Origin of the sequence: Allorhodopirellula solitaria (genome assembly GCF_007859855.1) — a bacterium.
In the GTDB taxonomy this organism is placed as follows: Bacteria; Planctomycetota; Planctomycetia; order Pirellulales; family Pirellulaceae; genus Rhodopirellula; species Rhodopirellula solitaria.
In genome coordinates, this window is record NZ_SJPK01000011.1 from 45603 (window position 1) to 61163 (window position 15561).

14 protein-coding genes are annotated in these 15561 nt (G+C 58.8%); 5 read left to right on the plus strand and 9 right to left on the minus strand.

The window, feature by feature from the left end; genetic code table 11:
* Positions 1–20: 20 nt before the first annotated feature.
* The 4 genes from CA85_RS18200 to CA85_RS18215 form a co-directional block, all read right to left on the minus strand.
* Positions 21–1148: a M20 family metallopeptidase gene (locus tag CA85_RS18200; protein WP_146392795.1), complete on the minus strand. Its 1128-nt coding sequence runs from the start codon at positions 1146–1148 to the stop codon at positions 21–23.
* Between the two features lie 211 nt (positions 1149–1359).
* Positions 1360–2778, minus strand: a complete 1419-nt coding sequence (locus CA85_RS18205; RefSeq protein ID WP_146392796.1) for a hypothetical protein — start codon at positions 2776–2778, stop codon at positions 1360–1362.
* Positions 2775–3626 carry a 2-phosphosulfolactate phosphatase gene (locus CA85_RS18210; protein WP_146392797.1) on the minus strand — a complete coding sequence of 284 codons (852 nt, stop codon included), beginning with the start codon at positions 3624–3626 and terminating at the stop codon, positions 2775–2777. The genes CA85_RS18205 and CA85_RS18210 overlap by 4 nt, the downstream gene beginning before the upstream one ends.
* Before the next feature lie 16 nt (positions 3627–3642).
* A complete protein-coding gene (locus CA85_RS18215; RefSeq protein ID WP_246112946.1) occupies positions 3643–3912 on the minus strand; it encodes a CPXCG motif-containing cysteine-rich protein in 270 nt (89 codons plus the stop codon).
* A 297-nt stretch (positions 3913–4209) separates the two neighbouring features.
* Between CA85_RS18215 and CA85_RS18220 the strand changes: the two genes are divergently transcribed.
* Positions 4210–5652, plus strand: a complete 1443-nt coding sequence (locus CA85_RS18220) for an HlyD family efflux transporter periplasmic adaptor subunit (protein ID WP_246112947.1) — start codon at positions 4210–4212, stop codon at positions 5650–5652.
* 33 nt (positions 5653–5685) lie between these two features.
* Positions 5686–6975: a hypothetical protein gene (locus CA85_RS18225; protein ID WP_246112948.1), complete on the plus strand. Its 1290-nt coding sequence runs from the start codon at positions 5686–5688 to the stop codon at positions 6973–6975.
* 67 nt (positions 6976–7042) lie between these two features.
* On the opposite strand, the gene CA85_RS18230 is transcribed toward CA85_RS18225, so the two are convergent.
* The 4 genes from CA85_RS18230 to galE form a co-directional block, all read right to left on the minus strand.
* Entirely contained in the window at positions 7043–7273 is a 231-nt protein-coding gene (locus CA85_RS18230) for a hypothetical protein (RefSeq protein ID WP_391564901.1), read from the minus strand.
* Positions 7274–7395: 122 nt separating this feature from the next.
* A complete protein-coding gene (locus CA85_RS18235) occupies positions 7396–7845 on the minus strand; it encodes an HU family DNA-binding protein (RefSeq protein ID WP_146392799.1) in 450 nt (149 codons plus the stop codon).
* A gap of 309 nt (positions 7846–8154) precedes the next feature.
* Positions 8155–8610 (minus strand): YkgJ family cysteine cluster protein, encoded by a 456-nt coding sequence (locus CA85_RS18240; protein ID WP_146392800.1) that lies wholly within the window; start codon positions 8608–8610, stop codon positions 8155–8157.
* Between the two features lie 13 nt (positions 8611–8623).
* Positions 8624–9607: a UDP-glucose 4-epimerase GalE gene (galE, locus tag CA85_RS18245; protein WP_146392801.1), complete on the minus strand. Its 984-nt coding sequence runs from the start codon at positions 9605–9607 to the stop codon at positions 8624–8626.
* Between the two features lie 75 nt (positions 9608–9682).
* Between galE and xerD the strand changes: the two genes are divergently transcribed.
* The 3 genes from xerD to CA85_RS18265 all read left to right on the plus strand — a co-directional run bounded on the left by xerD (position 9683) and on the right by CA85_RS18265 (position 14639).
* A complete protein-coding gene (gene xerD, locus CA85_RS18250) occupies positions 9683–10636 on the plus strand; it encodes a site-specific tyrosine recombinase XerD (protein WP_146392802.1) in 954 nt (317 codons plus the stop codon).
* Between the two features lie 1038 nt (positions 10637–11674).
* Positions 11675–12526 (plus strand): hypothetical protein, encoded by an 852-nt coding sequence (locus CA85_RS18255; RefSeq protein WP_186775033.1) that lies wholly within the window; start codon positions 11675–11677, stop codon positions 12524–12526.
* 802 nt (positions 12527–13328) lie between these two features.
* Positions 13329–14639: a class II aldolase/adducin family protein gene (locus CA85_RS18265; protein WP_146392805.1), complete on the plus strand. Its 1311-nt coding sequence runs from the start codon at positions 13329–13331 to the stop codon at positions 14637–14639.
* 22 nt (positions 14640–14661) lie between these two features.
* Here CA85_RS18265 and CA85_RS18270 read toward each other — a convergent pair whose 3' ends face one another.
* Positions 14662–15309 carry a class I SAM-dependent methyltransferase gene (locus tag CA85_RS18270; protein WP_146392806.1) on the minus strand — a complete coding sequence of 216 codons (648 nt, stop codon included), beginning with the start codon at positions 15307–15309 and terminating at the stop codon, positions 14662–14664.
* Between the last annotated feature and the right edge of the window lie 252 nt (positions 15310–15561).

The window sequence follows — 15561 nt, forward strand, 5'->3', positions numbered from 1 at the left end:
TTCAAGCGGCTCGCCGTCGATCAGTGACCTTCGATGTACCGTTTACAGATGTGGTAATACGTCACCATCGACTCGATATCGATCCATTCATCGATGGCGTGCAAATTGCCGACGAGTGGACGCGACAGATTGACGGGAATGTCGTGGGTCCGGAAAAAACGCCCGTCACTGCCGCCGGACGCACGGCTCATGACGACGCTCAGGCCGGTTTCCGCCGCCGTCGCCTCACAGAACCGTGGATCGGGCGCGAGATCCGTGGGCGCAGCGGTCATCAAGGGTTCGACCTCGCAATCCTCTCCCATCACTTCGGCGACGTCGGCAAGTATCGACTCAACGCTGTGCGGCGGCGGGAAACGAACATCGATCACCGCCGAGGCGCTCGACGGAATGCGGTTGACGGTCGTGTTCTCGCTCTCGCACATGGTGATACTGCAGGTCGGAAACCAATGGTCGACGCGCGGGTCGATCGGGGCGTCTGGCCAGTACTGACGGAAGTGCTCCATCAGCCGATTCAAAGGTGGCAACAGACGTTCGATCGCATTCTCTCCGAGCCACGGACGAGCCGCGTGTGCCTCGTGGCCGTCGTGGCTTAGCCGCGCATGCAGAACACCTTTCTCAGCGGTAGTGATCTCATTGAGAGACCCGCCGTCGGGGATGATCGCGATCCCGCACCGCAAGCCGATTTCGTCGAGTAGAAACCGGACTCCATCGGCACCGCCGCGTTCTTCATCGGACGTGATCGCCAGCCCGACGCTCGCGCCGGTACTGCGGCGATGGATCGATCTCATCAATTCGATCATGATCGCGATCTGCCCCTTCATATCCCCGCTACCCGGGCCGATGATCCTGCCGTTTTCGACTCGAGAGTGGTAGCAATCCGGCTCGGAATGCTCGATCACATCGATGTGTCCGCACAGTAGAATTTCGGGCGCGACACAGCCCTCGGGACGCACCACGAGCGATTGATGCCCATTCCTATCGAACATGTCCAATCGCACGCCGGGAGTGGAGTCGAGGTGATGGCGAAGAAACTCAAAGGATCTCTGACGCTCGCTCGGACGATCCTCCGTACTCGGAATCAAAATCAGGTCTCGCGTCAATGATGTCAAACGCCCTCGCAGATGTTCGTGTTCGCTCGTCGCAGCCAAATCAAATTCGCCTTGTTGAAAGGTTGGAGGTGTCGTTGTTGGAATGGCGGCGGACTTTCAAACGAGTGACTCAGTCGCTTCGCAGCACCGGGTCATCAAGTTAGCAACGCACGATCAATTTCTGTCGTAGTGGACGAGGCGACGAGTCCAAAGCCGTAGGACTCGTCGCCTCGTCCACTACGAAAACCAACACTCATTCATCGTGTGTTGCTTAGTCGCGATCGGCTTTCCAGCCGCCAGGGAGGTCCTGTTCCGCCAAGGTTAGGAAGTGATGGCACTGCGCAGTGTCCTCGCCGACGCAGATGAACTGGCCTTTGTGAACCAATCCGTCTTTGCCGAAATTAAAGTTCAAGGGTAGCACACCAGCCCGGCGCCCTTGCTGAAACAGATGGTTTCGCGACGCGAAAATATTCAATAGCGTCTTGGCAGTGACGGGGCGCGACAGACGTAGGTTGCGAAGCAACCAAGCGCCCGACGGATGGAAATGCTTGGCGAGCAAGGATGGGTAGGTTGCCCCCGTGACGCGGGCGTTGATCTCGCAAACATACACATCGCTCTCTGCATGGGATTCGCGTTGCACCACTAACCAATCGATGCTGGCGGTTCCCCGGTATCCCGTCTCATGGAGCCAGCCGCCGACGAGTGCTGCTTGACGCATCGTTTCGGCGCGGAGTTCCGGTTGCTCCTTCAAGTAGGGTGGCGGTGACTCGTTGCCTTCGTGAACGTGATGACCACTGAGGATTTGCTCGGTCGTGTCAAACGCGTGCACTTGGTCTTCGTCGAGAAACAACTGTGTGCTCGGACTCCGGATCTGCGAAATGCCAAGCACTTCGGGGCTGAGCCAGCCCTGGACCAAACAGGGGCCCTCGTGGAAGAAATATTCGGGAACGGCCGGGAACTGGTCCGGCTGGCTGAGGTCATGCAGTTTGAGCATCCCGACGCCCGAAGCGCCGACTTGGGATCGGACAACCGCAGCAAGATAGCCTTGTTGTTGCAGGCGTGCGGCGCAGCGAGCGAGGTCATCCGGACCTTCGGCGAGCTCCGTGGCGACGGTCGGCAAACCTTGTTCGGTCAGAAATTGATGCAGCTGAAGTTTGTTGTTGCCCGCTTGGCTGGCCTGCATGGACGAAATGGTCGGGCACTCCATCCGCTCGGCAATTCGCGGCAGAATATCGTCGGTGACGTAGCCGTCGAGCCAGCCCGGGTCGTCGCGATCGGCCGCGGCCGCGAGGGCGTGTCCACCTGGTAGGAGCTCCTGCAATGAGGCCTCCGGATTCTGCTCGAGCTGGCGGCCGAGTTGGAGATAGTCCTGGTGCGCTAGCACGCAGATCTCGGGCAATGCGAGGCCGAGGTCTTCACGCAGGTAGCGACAGAGGTCCGGATCGGGCTCTCGCTCCACCACCAGCAGGTTCCCCGGTCCAGCAAACAGGAGATTCAAAATGGGTATCAAGCGGTTGCTGTAAGAATCCAGTTCGCCGATCTCGTCGGCTAGCACGCGGGTTTGATCGGCATTGCCGAAAAAGAGCGACAGGAGGTTGGCAAAGAAAATGGTGCGCCGCGGCCACATCGGCGGCAGTTGCCCGTGAGTATCGACGAATCTCTGGGGGGAACCCGCTTGCGAAGAATTCATTGGCTGACAAACCGGGGAGGAGTCAATTGGTCGCGTCGTGGAACCTGTTCGAACACATCGATGCTCCCGCAATCAACCAGATCATTCTCGTAGCCAGCAGCGATCAGGTTCTGACCGCCAGCCGTCATCGCGAGGCGACGTGCCAAGGAGTCCGCGTCAACGACCTTGTCGTGCGTGATGCAGTGTTGCCATGCCGCCAGGGCGATCGACCCCGAATCGTTGGCTAGTTGGACCGGCCCATCGTAAAAACGAGAGGTGTCACTGAGTTTGCGATGACAGACTGCGATCAACGCACCGGCCAACAGTACGTCTTCGCTCGTGATGGCACCATTGGTCCCCGCGCACACAATGCGCACGACTCCCGAGGTCTGCGGCGGTTCGCTGCCCGCCAATTCTGGGTTGGATGCCTGCGACGCGTCGTCGCTCGATACCTCCGCGATGATGGCGTCGGCGACCGCAGAGAGGTTGGCAAAACATGCCAGGAACATGACGTCGCAATCTGCAGCGGCATCGATCGCACGCGTACCATTGGTCGTCGTCATCACCAGCTCTCGTTCACCCACGCCCGCGGGCGAGTACTCCGACGGCGAATTCCCGAAATCGAATCCGTCGATGCGGCGACATTCACGCTCGCCGCAGAGCAGCGGTTTCGATGCCTCCGCAGCTTGTTGCTGCATGGCGAACGCGTCGCTGACGTCGAGGCACGTCGTCACGGATCTTGCGCCAGCAGCGAGGGCGGTCGTGACCACCGTCGTGGCACGCAACACATCGATCACCACCGCGACCCGGGCACGCTCGCGCTCGTGAGGCCCGACCGCTGTCGGCGATAGCCAGGTTTCAATCTGCATCAGGTTTATGTCAGTCCTATTCGGGTTCGGCTCGCACGTCGACGCGCTCGTTGTCAACGTGTACATGGATCACGTTGGGGCTGCAACAGACCGGGCAATCTTCCACGTAGGTTTGCATTTCGCCGCCCGCCAAGTCAACTGGGATGACAATCTCCTCGCCACAATGATCGCACACATAACCAGCGGTGTCGTCCATGTGAGACAACTGAGCTTCATGGTCCCAAATGTCGTCGCTGCTGTCGTCCTCGCGGAGTTGCTCCGCCATCGAATCGTGTTGCGGTGTCATCGTACCGGTACCCTCGGGAACATGTCATGCGAGCGGAGAGGTTTCATTGTACCGTGGTCGATCGCGTCGCCACAGTAGCGAGCGAACGATGTCGCGTCCGCTCACACTGGACGCGTCCGCTCACGGCGGGCCAGGGCAGGTGCCGGGGAACCAGGTGCCGGGGAACAAGGTGATCGCCGAAAGGCTATAATTTGCCCATAAGCTCATTGGGCGGTACGTACCGTTGGCATCGGAGACGCCCAGTGATCACAATGAACGCCGAGAACTACCGAACCCACCGACCCGGAGACTTTTAGAATGAAGCGTTTCGTATATCCGACCTTGATGGTGGGGCTGCTCGGAGCATTCGGGGCAATGAGCTGTTGCCCAGCACACGTGATCGCCGGCGAGACCCTCCATCGGCAGGCGGCACTCTCGGCGCACGACGAGGAATCCGCGGAAGACAAATCGACTCACGACGATCCGGATCGAGAAAAAGATGCGGGCGAGGCGTCTCCGGAAGCAGAACCTGCAGCGAAGGATAAAGCGAAAAAGCAGGCAGATGACGAGGCTAGCGCTCAGAAGGATGCCGAGAAAGACGCCAAGAAGGACTCTGAGAAGGACTCTGAGAAGGATGGTAACGAGCAAGCCGAGGTGGTGAAGGTCGACGGGGTCTTCGAAGCTGTTCGGTCTTGGGAGTTGGTTCACGACCGCGACCAAATCCAGACGCTCGAGGTGGAACGGATCTTGCCCCATGGCGATCGGGTGACCAAAGGGCAAACGGTTGTCTGGTTCGATTCCGAAGCCGTTGATCGGCAACTGGACAATGCCGAAACGGAGATGCAGTTGGCCGAGCTCGCCGCTGATGACGATCAGTTTGCTTACGAGCAGTTTCTCAAAACGCAGGAGTTTGATCGCGAGGCTGCGGAGAGAACACGCGATCAAGCCCGTCAGGACTACGATAACTATGTCAAAGTTGACCGCGAGCAAACCATCGAGAGCGCCGAGTTCAGCCTCAAAAACTCGCGGTACTATCTCGCCAATGCCCAGGAAGAGTTGACTCAACTGACGCAGATGTACGAGGAGGACGATCTCACCGAGGAGTCCGAAGAAATCGTGTTGAAGCGAGCCAAGCAAGCGGTTGAGTCGGCTGAATTCAATTTGGAGAAAGCCGAAGTTCGCACTGAACGCATGATCTCCCAAACCGTTCCGCTGCAGGATGCGACGCACGAGGACGCTTTGGCCAAAGCGGAGATGGCGTATGCCAAGACGACCCGGAACCTAACGAGCGCCAAGAAACAACGTGACCTGAAACGGAAACAAGCCGCGCGGGAACTCGCGAAGAAATCAGAAGATTTGCAAACGCTGCGAGAGCAGCGCAAGGCGATTGTGATGAAGGCTCCAGGCGATGGGATTGTGCTCTACGGTCAGCTCACTCGTGGGGCACTGGGGTCCAAGCCGAGTACGATCGAGGTGGGGTCGAAGATCAGTCAGAAGCAAGTCGTGGCGACGATCGTCAATCCGAATCGGCTTCGTGTGCGGGTGGAGTTGTCCGAGTCGCAGCTAGCGACGGTGGTGGCGGACGCGAAATGCGTGATCAAGCCTGTCTCACAACCGGATCTTTCCTTTGACGGTGTCGTCACTCGCGTTGCGGGAGTGCCATTTGCCGCCAAGAAGTTCGACGCCGAGATCAAGATCAAGGGGAAAGTCGACGATGCGATCGTCCCTGCGATGACCTGTTCGGTCGAGTTCACCAAGTAAGTTTCCCGCCTCCGTTTTTTTCGGATCCATCACATGTCTGCCCCTCCCTTGAGATCGCTGCCCTTGCTGAGATCGCTAGCCATGATGTGGTGCAGCGTGGGATTACTATGCGTCGTCGCTGTTGCGGATGCCCCGGTGGTAGACGGCGATGCGAAGCCGAGTCGGGAGGCGATCGAGGCTGCCGATCGCTTTGATTGGCAGCGTTCACCGACACCACCGGTCGTCGATGGGCCCTCGGATGAAGAAATCTTGGACTCGGTAATCCGGGGCGTCGAGTTTCTGTTGGCCGATCAAAACCCCAATGGTTCTTGGGGATCGGCGACCCGGACGAAGAGCCTGAATATCTACGCCCCCGTCCCCGGGGCCCATCATGCGTTCCGAACCGGCACGACGTCCCTGGCGATCGCGGGCTTGCTCGAAACATACCGCCACTTGCCCGAGGGAGACGCGCAGTCCGATTTGAAGTCGCGGGTGCGTGAAAGTTTGACGCGAGCGGAGGCGTGGTTGGTGGAGGATCTACCCCGGCTGCGACGGGCCGGCGGCGATGCACTCTACAACGTGTGGGGGCACGGCTATTCGATTGAAGCCATGACGCAGTTGTATCGATGGCACGAAGGGTCGCCTGAGAAACAGGCCCAGCTGACTGCGATGATTCAAACGCAGTTCGAGATGTTGCAGCGGTACGAATCGGTTGACGGGGGATGGGGCTACTATGACTTCCGCTATCAAGCCGATCAGCCGACGTCCTCCTCCACGAGTTTCGTCAACGGGGCTGTGCTGGTCGCCCTCGCTTCGGCCCGAGACATTGGCATCGAGCCACCCGCACGGATGGTGGAACGGGCAATCCGAGCACTCCGCCGGCAGCGCAAACCCGACTTTAGCTATCTCTATAGCGAAAATTTGAGGACGCAGCCCATGCGGAGCATCAATCGGCCGGGAGGAAGTCTAGGCCGCTCTCAGTGCTGCAACGCAGCTCTGCGTTTGTGGGGCGATGACGCGATTACAGACAACGTCATCCAGGTTTGGCTGTGTCGTCTCTATTTGCGTAATGGATGGTTGGACATCGGCCGTAAACGCCCGATTCCCCACGAAGCCTGGATGCAGGTAGCTGGCTATTTCTACTATTTCGGCCACTACTATGCCGCTGTGGGCATGGATTTGTTGCCCGCGGGAGAGATTGATCCCTACCAAGCGATGCTCGCTAAGTTGATGCTCGATCGTCAGGAGGCGGACGGTTCGTGGTGGGACTATCCGCTCTATGACTACCACCAGCCCTACGGGACGGGTTTCGCGCTGCTCACGTTGGCGTCATGCCTCGAGTGAGCACAGGTCGCCGGCGTTGCCGGCCGAGTGTCGACGAGAGCGGGAAAGGACTTTCCCGAGCGTCTCGTTAGAGCACGCCGCCGTGAGTTCGGATGGGCGTCAGGTGGCTCGGGGCGTCGAGCTGCCAGAAGCGTTCCCATTCGTCGACCATCGCTCGAAGGTTTTCCGAGGTGTAGAGCAACTGCTGGACGCGGCGTTCGGGCCGGGCAGAATAGATCGGTAGGAAGCAACCGACAGATGTCATTGCGGTCATCATCAACGCGGCGCTGAAGACCATCCGGGTGGCGAAGGCTCGCATCGATGCCGAGGGACTTCGCTTTGCCCGGCCAGTTGTTTCGGCCGCTGGGGTGGCGTCGATCGCCGATGTCGCAAGTTTCATGGGAAGTTCCTCCGTGAACAACATGGACCCGCGAGTTCGAATCACGCCCAATCGCCGGTGGGGCGGTTGGGGTGGTCAGCCTCGCGGGCTGATTTCAAATTTTGGCTGTGCGTGGATCGAGCGGGATGCTCGGTTGAGTCGGCGGTCGGTTGAGGTGGCGAGCCTTCGGGTTCGTAGTCCGGGTCGAGCCATGCGGGACGGCCGGGCTGCTCGCTCAAGTTTTGGACGCGTTGTTCCATCTCCTTACCGGGTTTGAAACTGACGACGTACTTTTCAGGAACGTGAACTTGTTGGCTTGTTTTGGGATTCCTCGCACTGCGAGCGGCTCGAAGTTTAACCTCGAAGACGCCGAAATTTCGCAGTTCGACTCGTCCCTCTCGGACCAACATCTCGACAATCGAGTCGAAGGTCCGCTGCACCACCTCTTTGGTCTGTTGTTGCGTCAATCCGAGTTCTTCAGAGATGACGCGTACGATTTCTTTTTTGGTCACTCCGCTGGCACTCCCATCCAGTTGACTCGTTCGGATGTGCAGCGAGATCGGCATCATTTTGACGCAAACCACGAAAGCTGCTCGACTTAGGAGTCGCCACTGTATGGACGCAAGCGGGCGAATGTCAAGCGGCGTGGCGACAGAAAGGCAGGCGAATGATGAATTCGCCAGACTGTCTGCGTGTCGTTGACCTCGTTAATCGAGGCCTCAGACGCCGCGCCGCAATGACCCGCACAATAGGTATCGACCGGCACAACCGTCAAAGTCCAATCAATCTTAGAAAAATTCGGTTTCGTTGCTCGAAAGCTCTCAGACCGATTTCTCACGGCGGCGGACTTCGATCTCGTCGAATGTGTAGAGTTGGCCCTTTCCCGCGCCCGGGCAGGCGTCACAGGTATCACGCCAGTCGGCGGGTGACTCCAGCGTACTGTCCCAGAACGGCCACGTCCGACACTGGATCGGACGGGATCGGTAGACCAAGCAGTGACGCGATTTAGGGTCGAGAAAGATGCAGTCGCCATCGGGATACTCCCGCAGACTGAACTGGCTGCCGACGCGGCGCAAGAACTTTTGGTGGAACTCCTCCACGCTGAGCCGCAGTTCCTCCGCCATCGCGGCGATTTCGGATTCGTCGACAAACACGTAGCCCGGCTCGCCGCTGCAGCAGGCACCGCACTGCGTGCATTCAAATCGTAGTCCGTCAGCGTACCAGGGGCGATCAGCAGAATCGCTGGCGGATTTCGCTCGGGGGGGCGTGGAATTCATCGAATCGCGGGCCCTAGGAGCTGTACCCACGCGGGTGGGATTGGTGCCACCGCCATGCCGTTTGGACGACTTCCTTCACGTCGGTGTATTGGGCTTTCCAGTCCAACAGTTCGTTGGCCAAAGTCGCATCGGCGACGAGTTCAGCAGGGTCGCCGGCGCGGCGGTCGCCCATCACCACGGGGATCTCGTGACCGGTCACGCTGCGGCAGGCTTCGACGATTTCACGCACACTGATGCCTTTTCCAGTACCCAAATTGACACAGATTCCTTGGCCGGGCTGGAGCCGATCCATGGCTCGCAAATGGGCCTCGGCGAGGTCTTCGACGTGGATGTAATCGCGGATGCAGGTGCCATCGGGCGTGGGGTAGTCGTCGCCAAAGATGGTGATGCTCTCACGCTGGCCCAGTGCCACCTGCAGGACAATCGGAATCAGGTGCGATTCGGGTTCGTGGTGTTCCCCGATATGACCATCGGGATGGGCCCCGGCTGCATTGAAGTACCGCAGGGCGGCGTAGGCGAACCCGTAGGCGTTGGCATAATCGGCGAGGGCTCGCTCGATGACAAGTTTGGTGAAACCGTAAGGGTTGATTGGATTTTGCGGGGTCGTTTCAGCGATCGGCACCTTGTCGGGCTGGCCGTAGGTGGCCGTCGTGCTGCTGAAAACAATCTTTTTGACGTCGGCCCGGCGCATCGCTTCGAGCAACGACAGGGCTGCAACGACGTTGTTTTGATAGTAGGACGCGGGGTCTTTAACCGATTCCCCGACCTCGGCGAAGGCAGCGAAATGCATGACCACGTCGATGTCGTTCTCTCGGAGCGTTTTTTCCACGAAATCTGTGTCGTTGAGATTACCGCGAACGAGCATGCCGTCAGGTACCGCAGCAGCATGGCCGCGGGAAAGGTTGTCCAATACAACGATTTGGTGACCTGCATCGATCAGTCGTGCGACCGCATGCGAGCCAATGTATCCGGCACCACCTACTACCAAAACGTTCATCTACTTCAATCCAAACGATACGAGGGTCGATAAGAAGAGTCAGAGAATAGCGAATTCCTAGGTGAGAGACTACTCATGGCGAAACGGATGACCAAGCTGCAACAGCTCCAAAGTGGCGGTGCTGCAGCGAAACCGGTTGAGGCAAGCGATTCGGTTTGCGCCGACTTCTTGATCTATCTCAAACGGGAGTGCCATCTCGCGAAAAATACGGTGGATGCCTACACCCGCGACATGAAACAGTTCCTCGCCTGGCTCGATGGTCGCCAAGCGGCGGACATGAATATCACGGAACTCTCCGGATTCGTAGGCTATCTTCACGACCGCAATCTGGCTCCCGCATCGATCTCACGCAACATCGTGGCGGTGCGGACGTTTTACAAATATTTGCAATTGGAGGGTCTCGCCAGCGAGAATCCTGCGGAATTGCTCGCGACCCAAAAGGCATGGCAGCGGATGCCGGGCGTGATGTCGCCCTCCGAGGTCGAGGCGTTTCTGTCCGCGGTTAAGAAGAGCGATTCGTTTTGGGAGCGGGACCGGGCGCTGCTCGAAGTGCTCTACGCCACGGGCTGCCGCGTCTCGGAGGTGTGTTCGCTGCGGGTCCGCGACCTATCCCTGCCCGAGAAACACCTGCGTTGCCACGGCAAGGGGGATAAACAGCGGATGGTACCGATCGGGGGACAGGCGATCGCCGCCATTGAATTCTATCTCGCGCAAGCCCGTGGGATTCTGGCCGGCCGCGCTCCCTCGCTCTGTGATGAACTGTTTTTATCTCGCAGCGGACGTCCGCTCGACCGCATCCAGCTCTGGCGGCTGGTCAAACGCTACGCCAAGCGGGCAGGGATCCTCGCTGAGATCAGTCCGCACTCGCTCCGGCACAGCTTCGCAACCCATCTGCTCGGCGGCGGCGCCGACCTGCGGCAGGTCCAAGAGATGCTTGGTCACGCCAGCATTCAAACGACGCAGATCTACACGCATGTCGAGCATAGCCGATTGCAACGCGTCCACCGCGAGTTTCATCCGCGGGCGTGAAATAGTCGACCGACGGCTCCGCCCGTCGGGAGTTCGGTGCGCTGGTTGAGCTCAGACGGTCGGAGCCGTCTGGCTACGATAGTCGACCGACGGCTCCGCCCGTTGGGAGTATGGTGTGTTGGATTAGCTCAGACGGACGGAGCCGTCTGGCTACGATGGTCAACCGACGGCTCGGCCCGTCGGGAGTATGGTGCGTTGGATTAGCTCAGACGGTCGGAGCCGTCTGGCTACGATAGTCGACCGACGGCTCCGCCCGTCGGGAGTATGGTGCGTTGGATTAGCTCAGACGGACGGAGCCGTCTGGCTACGATGGTCGACCGACGGCTCCGCCCGTCGGGAGTTCGGTGCGTTGGATTAGCTCAGACGGACGGAGCCGTCTGGCTACGATAGTCGACCGACGGCTCGGCCCGTCGGGAGTTTGGTGCGTTGGATTAGCTCAGACGGTCGGAGCCGTCTGGCTACGATAGTCGACCGACGGCTCCGCCCGTCGACCGACGGCTCCGCCCGTCGGGAGCCTCCTCCTATCGGCTTTCAGCACGACCTGCCGCGTCCGAGATGATCGCTGATCCAACGGCGAGCTCGCTGGTCTCTCTTTCCACCAAATCACCCGTCGCTAGCGCGGCTTCCCATGGGCGGCTGAGCAGAAATCGAACGATCTCGTTTGGCGCGCGGCGGTGTGATGTGGGTGAGATCGCGACTCGAACGAAGAGAATGACACTCTTTCGGCAAAAAAAATTTCAACAGGCATCTGGCAAGGGCAGCTCCTACAAGGTGAAAACGAAAGCCCCTGTCGATTGTTGGGGGGCAGGTTCTTAGCGACAGGAGTGTGCCGTCGGCTCCCACTCGCGGTTGCGCTGGAGAACTATTGCACAAAAAAATCCCCCAGATATACAAAGCCTATAGAGCCGAGCTAGACTTGTTCACTCGTTCTTTCTGAGGGGAGCATGTGAGCCCTTCGTTCCCACGAAACCGTGTTGTCCGAGAGATTGCAGTCGTTCATCTGCAGTTCTTGGCAGAGAGTAGATCCTAATGAAGAATATGGCCAACCTCATCGGCGGTGGACTCGCGTTGCTATTCTGCGCGTTTGCGTCCGTTGCGTCGTCTCACGCGGCTACCGTGCTGTATTTCGATGGATTCGAGTCGAACCCAAATACTTGGAGTGGGGTTACTCAGGTTCCAAATGGTACTGACGGGGTGCCCTCGGCATCGGGCTCTTTTCACGGATCGCCGAGTCTCAACGCCTTTACCCAACTCGGAGGGTATAACTTCGGTGCAGGAGGTGGTGTTCCAACGGCGTTTCAGGACTATTCAACTTCACTCGATATCTATCTCGACGTGGGCGGCAGCGGATGGACCAACGGGACTCGCTTCGACTATACCTCCGCCATCAATGATAGCGATGGAAATCATGTGCGAGATTTCGCGTTCAATGCTGGATTTTATGATGATGCCACCGGGCCTGGTAGCGCCAACACGGATCGGTTCATCATTGGTACGAGCAACAATACAGGGCCAAACGAAGATCCCAAGGCGAAGTCGAACCCCATCGCGATCGAGATGACTGGATGGTATACGTTCCGGCACACGTTCTATGAGAGCGGTGGCAGTCTGAACGTGGACCTAGCGGTGCTGGATTCATCGGATGTTGTTTTGGGGAGTTGGATGTTGACTAGCGGTGCACCCAGCGACCCGATCGGAGATTTCGGCGGAAATCGCTACGGTTGGTTCCCGGGGACTACTCCTGGCGCTAGTAACTTGTTTATCGACAACTCCCAACTGACACTCGCTGCCGCGGTTCCAGAACCCGCCTCGCTCGCGTTCTGTGCTCTGGTAGCAATCGGAATGGTCGTGGGTGAAAAGCGTCGCCGCAGGCAAAAAGAAGCCTCCTGAAGATTGTTGACGACGTCTTGCTGTCGTCGCATGCGGTTGCATGACCCTGAATTCGACTTGGGTTAGGAGTGACTCAGGCTCGACGAGCGGCCCAAACGACAGCAGAGTGGGGCTCTCACGCGAGTCGGGTGGTCGACGGGTTGGCTCCGAAGGGTGCGCTGGTTGAGCTCAGACGGACGGAGCCGTCTGGCTACGATAGTCGACCGACGGCTCCGCCCGTTGGGAGTATGGTGTGTTGGATTAGCTCAGACGGACGGAGCCGTCTGGCTACGATGGTCGACCGACGGCTCCGCCCGTCGGGAGTTTGTGGCGTTGGTTGAGCTCAGACGGACGGAGCCGTCTGGCTACGATAGTCAACCGACGGCTCCGCCCGTCGGGAGTTCGGCAGGTCAATTTGCTGCGGCGGACCGGGCTGTTTACCCATCCATTTTGTGTTCTCTGCGGTTCTCAGTAGCAGGTATCCAGGATGAGAAATTTTCGTTGGCATTTCTTGCTGCGTCCAACGAGCCCTTGAGCTAGCCTGCGGCGGAGAACGCCCGGTAAGGACTGGCCGCACCACCTGCACCCCATCGGCCGAGACAACTCTGCTCAGGCCATTGTCCCGGCAGCACCCAAACCTGTTTCGTCCAGGTATCATGAAGGTGACCGGCTTCTTGCGATCTCTGCAAAGAATCATCGACGCAGGCGACGCAGTTTTCTCGTCGACCAGCGTCGTTTGTGGATTGTTCCGCCTTGAACGATTGCGATTTGGCTGGGATCTTGCAAATCATCTTCTCAGTAACTCATCTGACGTGAGCACTTCATGCAAATTTCTTCATCCGACCAACGAGCCAAGTGGATTCACCCACGCGATGAGATCATCGCGACGATGCAGCGGATCTATCGTTCGCGGATGACGACGACGTCGGGAGGCAACCTGTCCATCCGCGACACGAACGGGGATATTTGGATTACGCCAGCCCGGGTGGACAAGGGGCGGTTACAGCGGGACGACATCGTTTGCGTTCGGCCTGATGGTTCGGTCGATGGCAAGCATCCGCCGTCGTCGGAGTTCCCGTTTCACAAGGCGATCTATGCTGTGCGACCCGACATCGGTGCCATCGTGCACGCTCACCCGGTGGCGTTGGTGGCCTTCAGCATTTGTGGCCGCACACCGGAGACGCGTATTTTCCATCAGGCCAATGCGGTCTGCGGGACGACGGGGTTCGCGCCTTACGCATTGCCAGGTAGTGAACGGCTCGGCGAATCGATTGCCAAGCAGTTTGCGGGCGGCTGTGATAGTGTGATCCTGGAGAATCACGGGGTGGTCGTCGGCGGTGAGTCGCTGTCGCAATCCTTCGATCGGTTTGAGGCGTTCGAGTTCTGTGCCAAGACGTTGATCCATGCTGGTAAGATTGGCAAGATCCAGCACCTCGATGAAACGCAGTTGCAGTTGGCGCGTGATCGCAGCGTCGACCTGGATTCAATTGACGCTCACGAGCCGACGTCGAATGAGCTCGAGCTGCGCCGCTCGCTGAGCGAATTTGTCCGCCGGGGATGTCGCCAAGGACTTCTGATCAGCACCGAAGGCAGCTTTTCAGCACGGGTCGACGACGACGCATTTGTCATCACGCCCACCCAGCGTGACCGAGAAACGTTGCAGCCTGGTGATTTGGTCTATGTCGAAGGGGCCGCGCGGGAGGCAGGAAAGAAGGCGAGCCGAGCGGTGTTAGCCCATCAAGCTATCTATCGCAAGCATCCTGAGGTGCAAGCGATCGCCTTTGCACACCCCGTCGCAGCGACAGCTTTCAGTGTCACCGATGCCGAGTTCGATTCTAAAACGATCCCCGAGAGTTACGTTTTTCTGCGAGACGTTTGTCGGGTTCCCTACGGTGTGCAGTATCGGGGCGATGGATCGATCGCCGATCACATCTCCTCCTCGTCGCCCACCGCGGTACTCGAGAATGACGGTGTCCTGATCACCGGCGGGAGCATCCTGGCGACGTTTGACCGCTTGGAAGTTTTTGAGTCGACTGCCGAGGCGCTTGTTCAGTCACGAGCCATTGGCCCACTGTCGGTGATGCAGGACAACGTGATCAGTGAACTTCGCGACGCCTTCGGGCTCAACGATTAGGGCTCGCCCGCAGGGGGCAATTTCAGACCCGCTTCGCTACCAGCACTCGAAACAGCGACAGCGGGTTGTTTTTGTGGCAGCTCTCCACCTCGATGGGCAATTCGGTCAGCAGCGAATTGACTTCCAGGTCGGTACGCCAACCAAGCCGGCGAGTGATCCCGCCTGCGGAATCGACGACGCGGGCGATCAACGGATTGTCGCTGCGGAAGTGATTGATCACAAGAATCCGGCCGCCCGGTTTGCAGACACGGACCATTTCTCGCATCATCTTCTCCGGTTGGGACACCACGCTGATGGTGTGAAAGGACGTCACCAAATCGAAGCTGGCGTCGTCAAACTCGAGCTTCTCCGCGTTCATGGGGCGCACCTGAATGTGGTCCCATTTCTCTTTCGCGATGAGCGCTTCGGCTTCGGCGAGCATCGACTCGGATAAATCGACGCCGAGCACGTTCGCGTGGAGGGGGTACGCTTCGAGTGACATGCCGGTCCCCACGCCGACCTCGAGCACCTGGGTTCCCTGCGGGATGTCCAGGGCGGTCAGGTTGCCCTGGATCCGCCGCCGGGCCACCGCGGGCCAAACCGCTTGATAGGCAGGAACCAGGTTGTGATAAAATGAGCTTTCGTGTGGCTGCGGCGCAGTCTCGCCCGAGGTTGATTCCAGTTTCAGCATGCTGCACCTTTTCTCACTGCGTGGATCGGTGAGCGTTCGGCTCACGGATGTTTTGATGGGGATTCAATATTTAATCGAAATCGAGGCCTGTGTCCCAGGCCTGGGGGTCATTTCTCAGCGAATTTTACGCCACAATTACAATTCCGCTACGTTTTCCTCTCTAGGGAGCCCATCGTTGGCCGGCGCGCTCGCTAGGAATCCCGTCGAATCTTGAGTAGGGTGAATTATCTCACGTTAACAGTATACTCATGC

Coding starts and splice junctions, on each gene's coding strand:
- CA85_RS18265 (WP_146392805.1), top strand. CDS start 13,329: ATGCAAATTTCTTCATCCGACCAACGAGCCAAGTGGATTCACCCACGC.
- galE (WP_146392801.1), bottom strand. CDS start 9,607: ATGAACGTTTTGGTAGTAGGTGGTGCCGGATACATTGGCTCGCATGCG.
- CA85_RS18270 (WP_146392806.1), bottom strand. CDS start 15,309: ATGCTGAAACTGGAATCAACCTCGGGCGAGACTGCGCCGCAGCCACAC.
- CA85_RS18230 (WP_391564901.1), bottom strand. CDS start 7,273: ATGCGAGCCTTCGCCACCCGGATGGTCTTCAGCGCCGCGTTGATGATG.
- CA85_RS18215 (WP_246112946.1), bottom strand. CDS start 3,912: ATGACACCGCAACACGATTCGATGGCGGAGCAACTCCGCGAGGACGAC.
- xerD (WP_146392802.1), top strand. CDS start 9,683: ATGGCGAAACGGATGACCAAGCTGCAACAGCTCCAAAGTGGCGGTGCT.
- CA85_RS18210 (WP_146392797.1), bottom strand. CDS start 3,626: ATGCAGATTGAAACCTGGCTATCGCCGACAGCGGTCGGGCCTCACGAG.
- CA85_RS18255 (WP_186775033.1), top strand. CDS start 11,675: ATGGCCAACCTCATCGGCGGTGGACTCGCGTTGCTATTCTGCGCGTTT.
- CA85_RS18240 (WP_146392800.1), bottom strand. CDS start 8,610: ATGAATTCCACGCCCCCCCGAGCGAAATCCGCCAGCGATTCTGCTGAT.
- CA85_RS18225 (WP_246112948.1), top strand. CDS start 5,686: ATGTCTGCCCCTCCCTTGAGATCGCTGCCCTTGCTGAGATCGCTAGCC.
- CA85_RS18220 (WP_246112947.1), top strand. CDS start 4,210: ATGAAGCGTTTCGTATATCCGACCTTGATGGTGGGGCTGCTCGGAGCA.
- CA85_RS18205 (WP_146392796.1), bottom strand. CDS start 2,778: ATGAATTCTTCGCAAGCGGGTTCCCCCCAGAGATTCGTCGATACTCAC.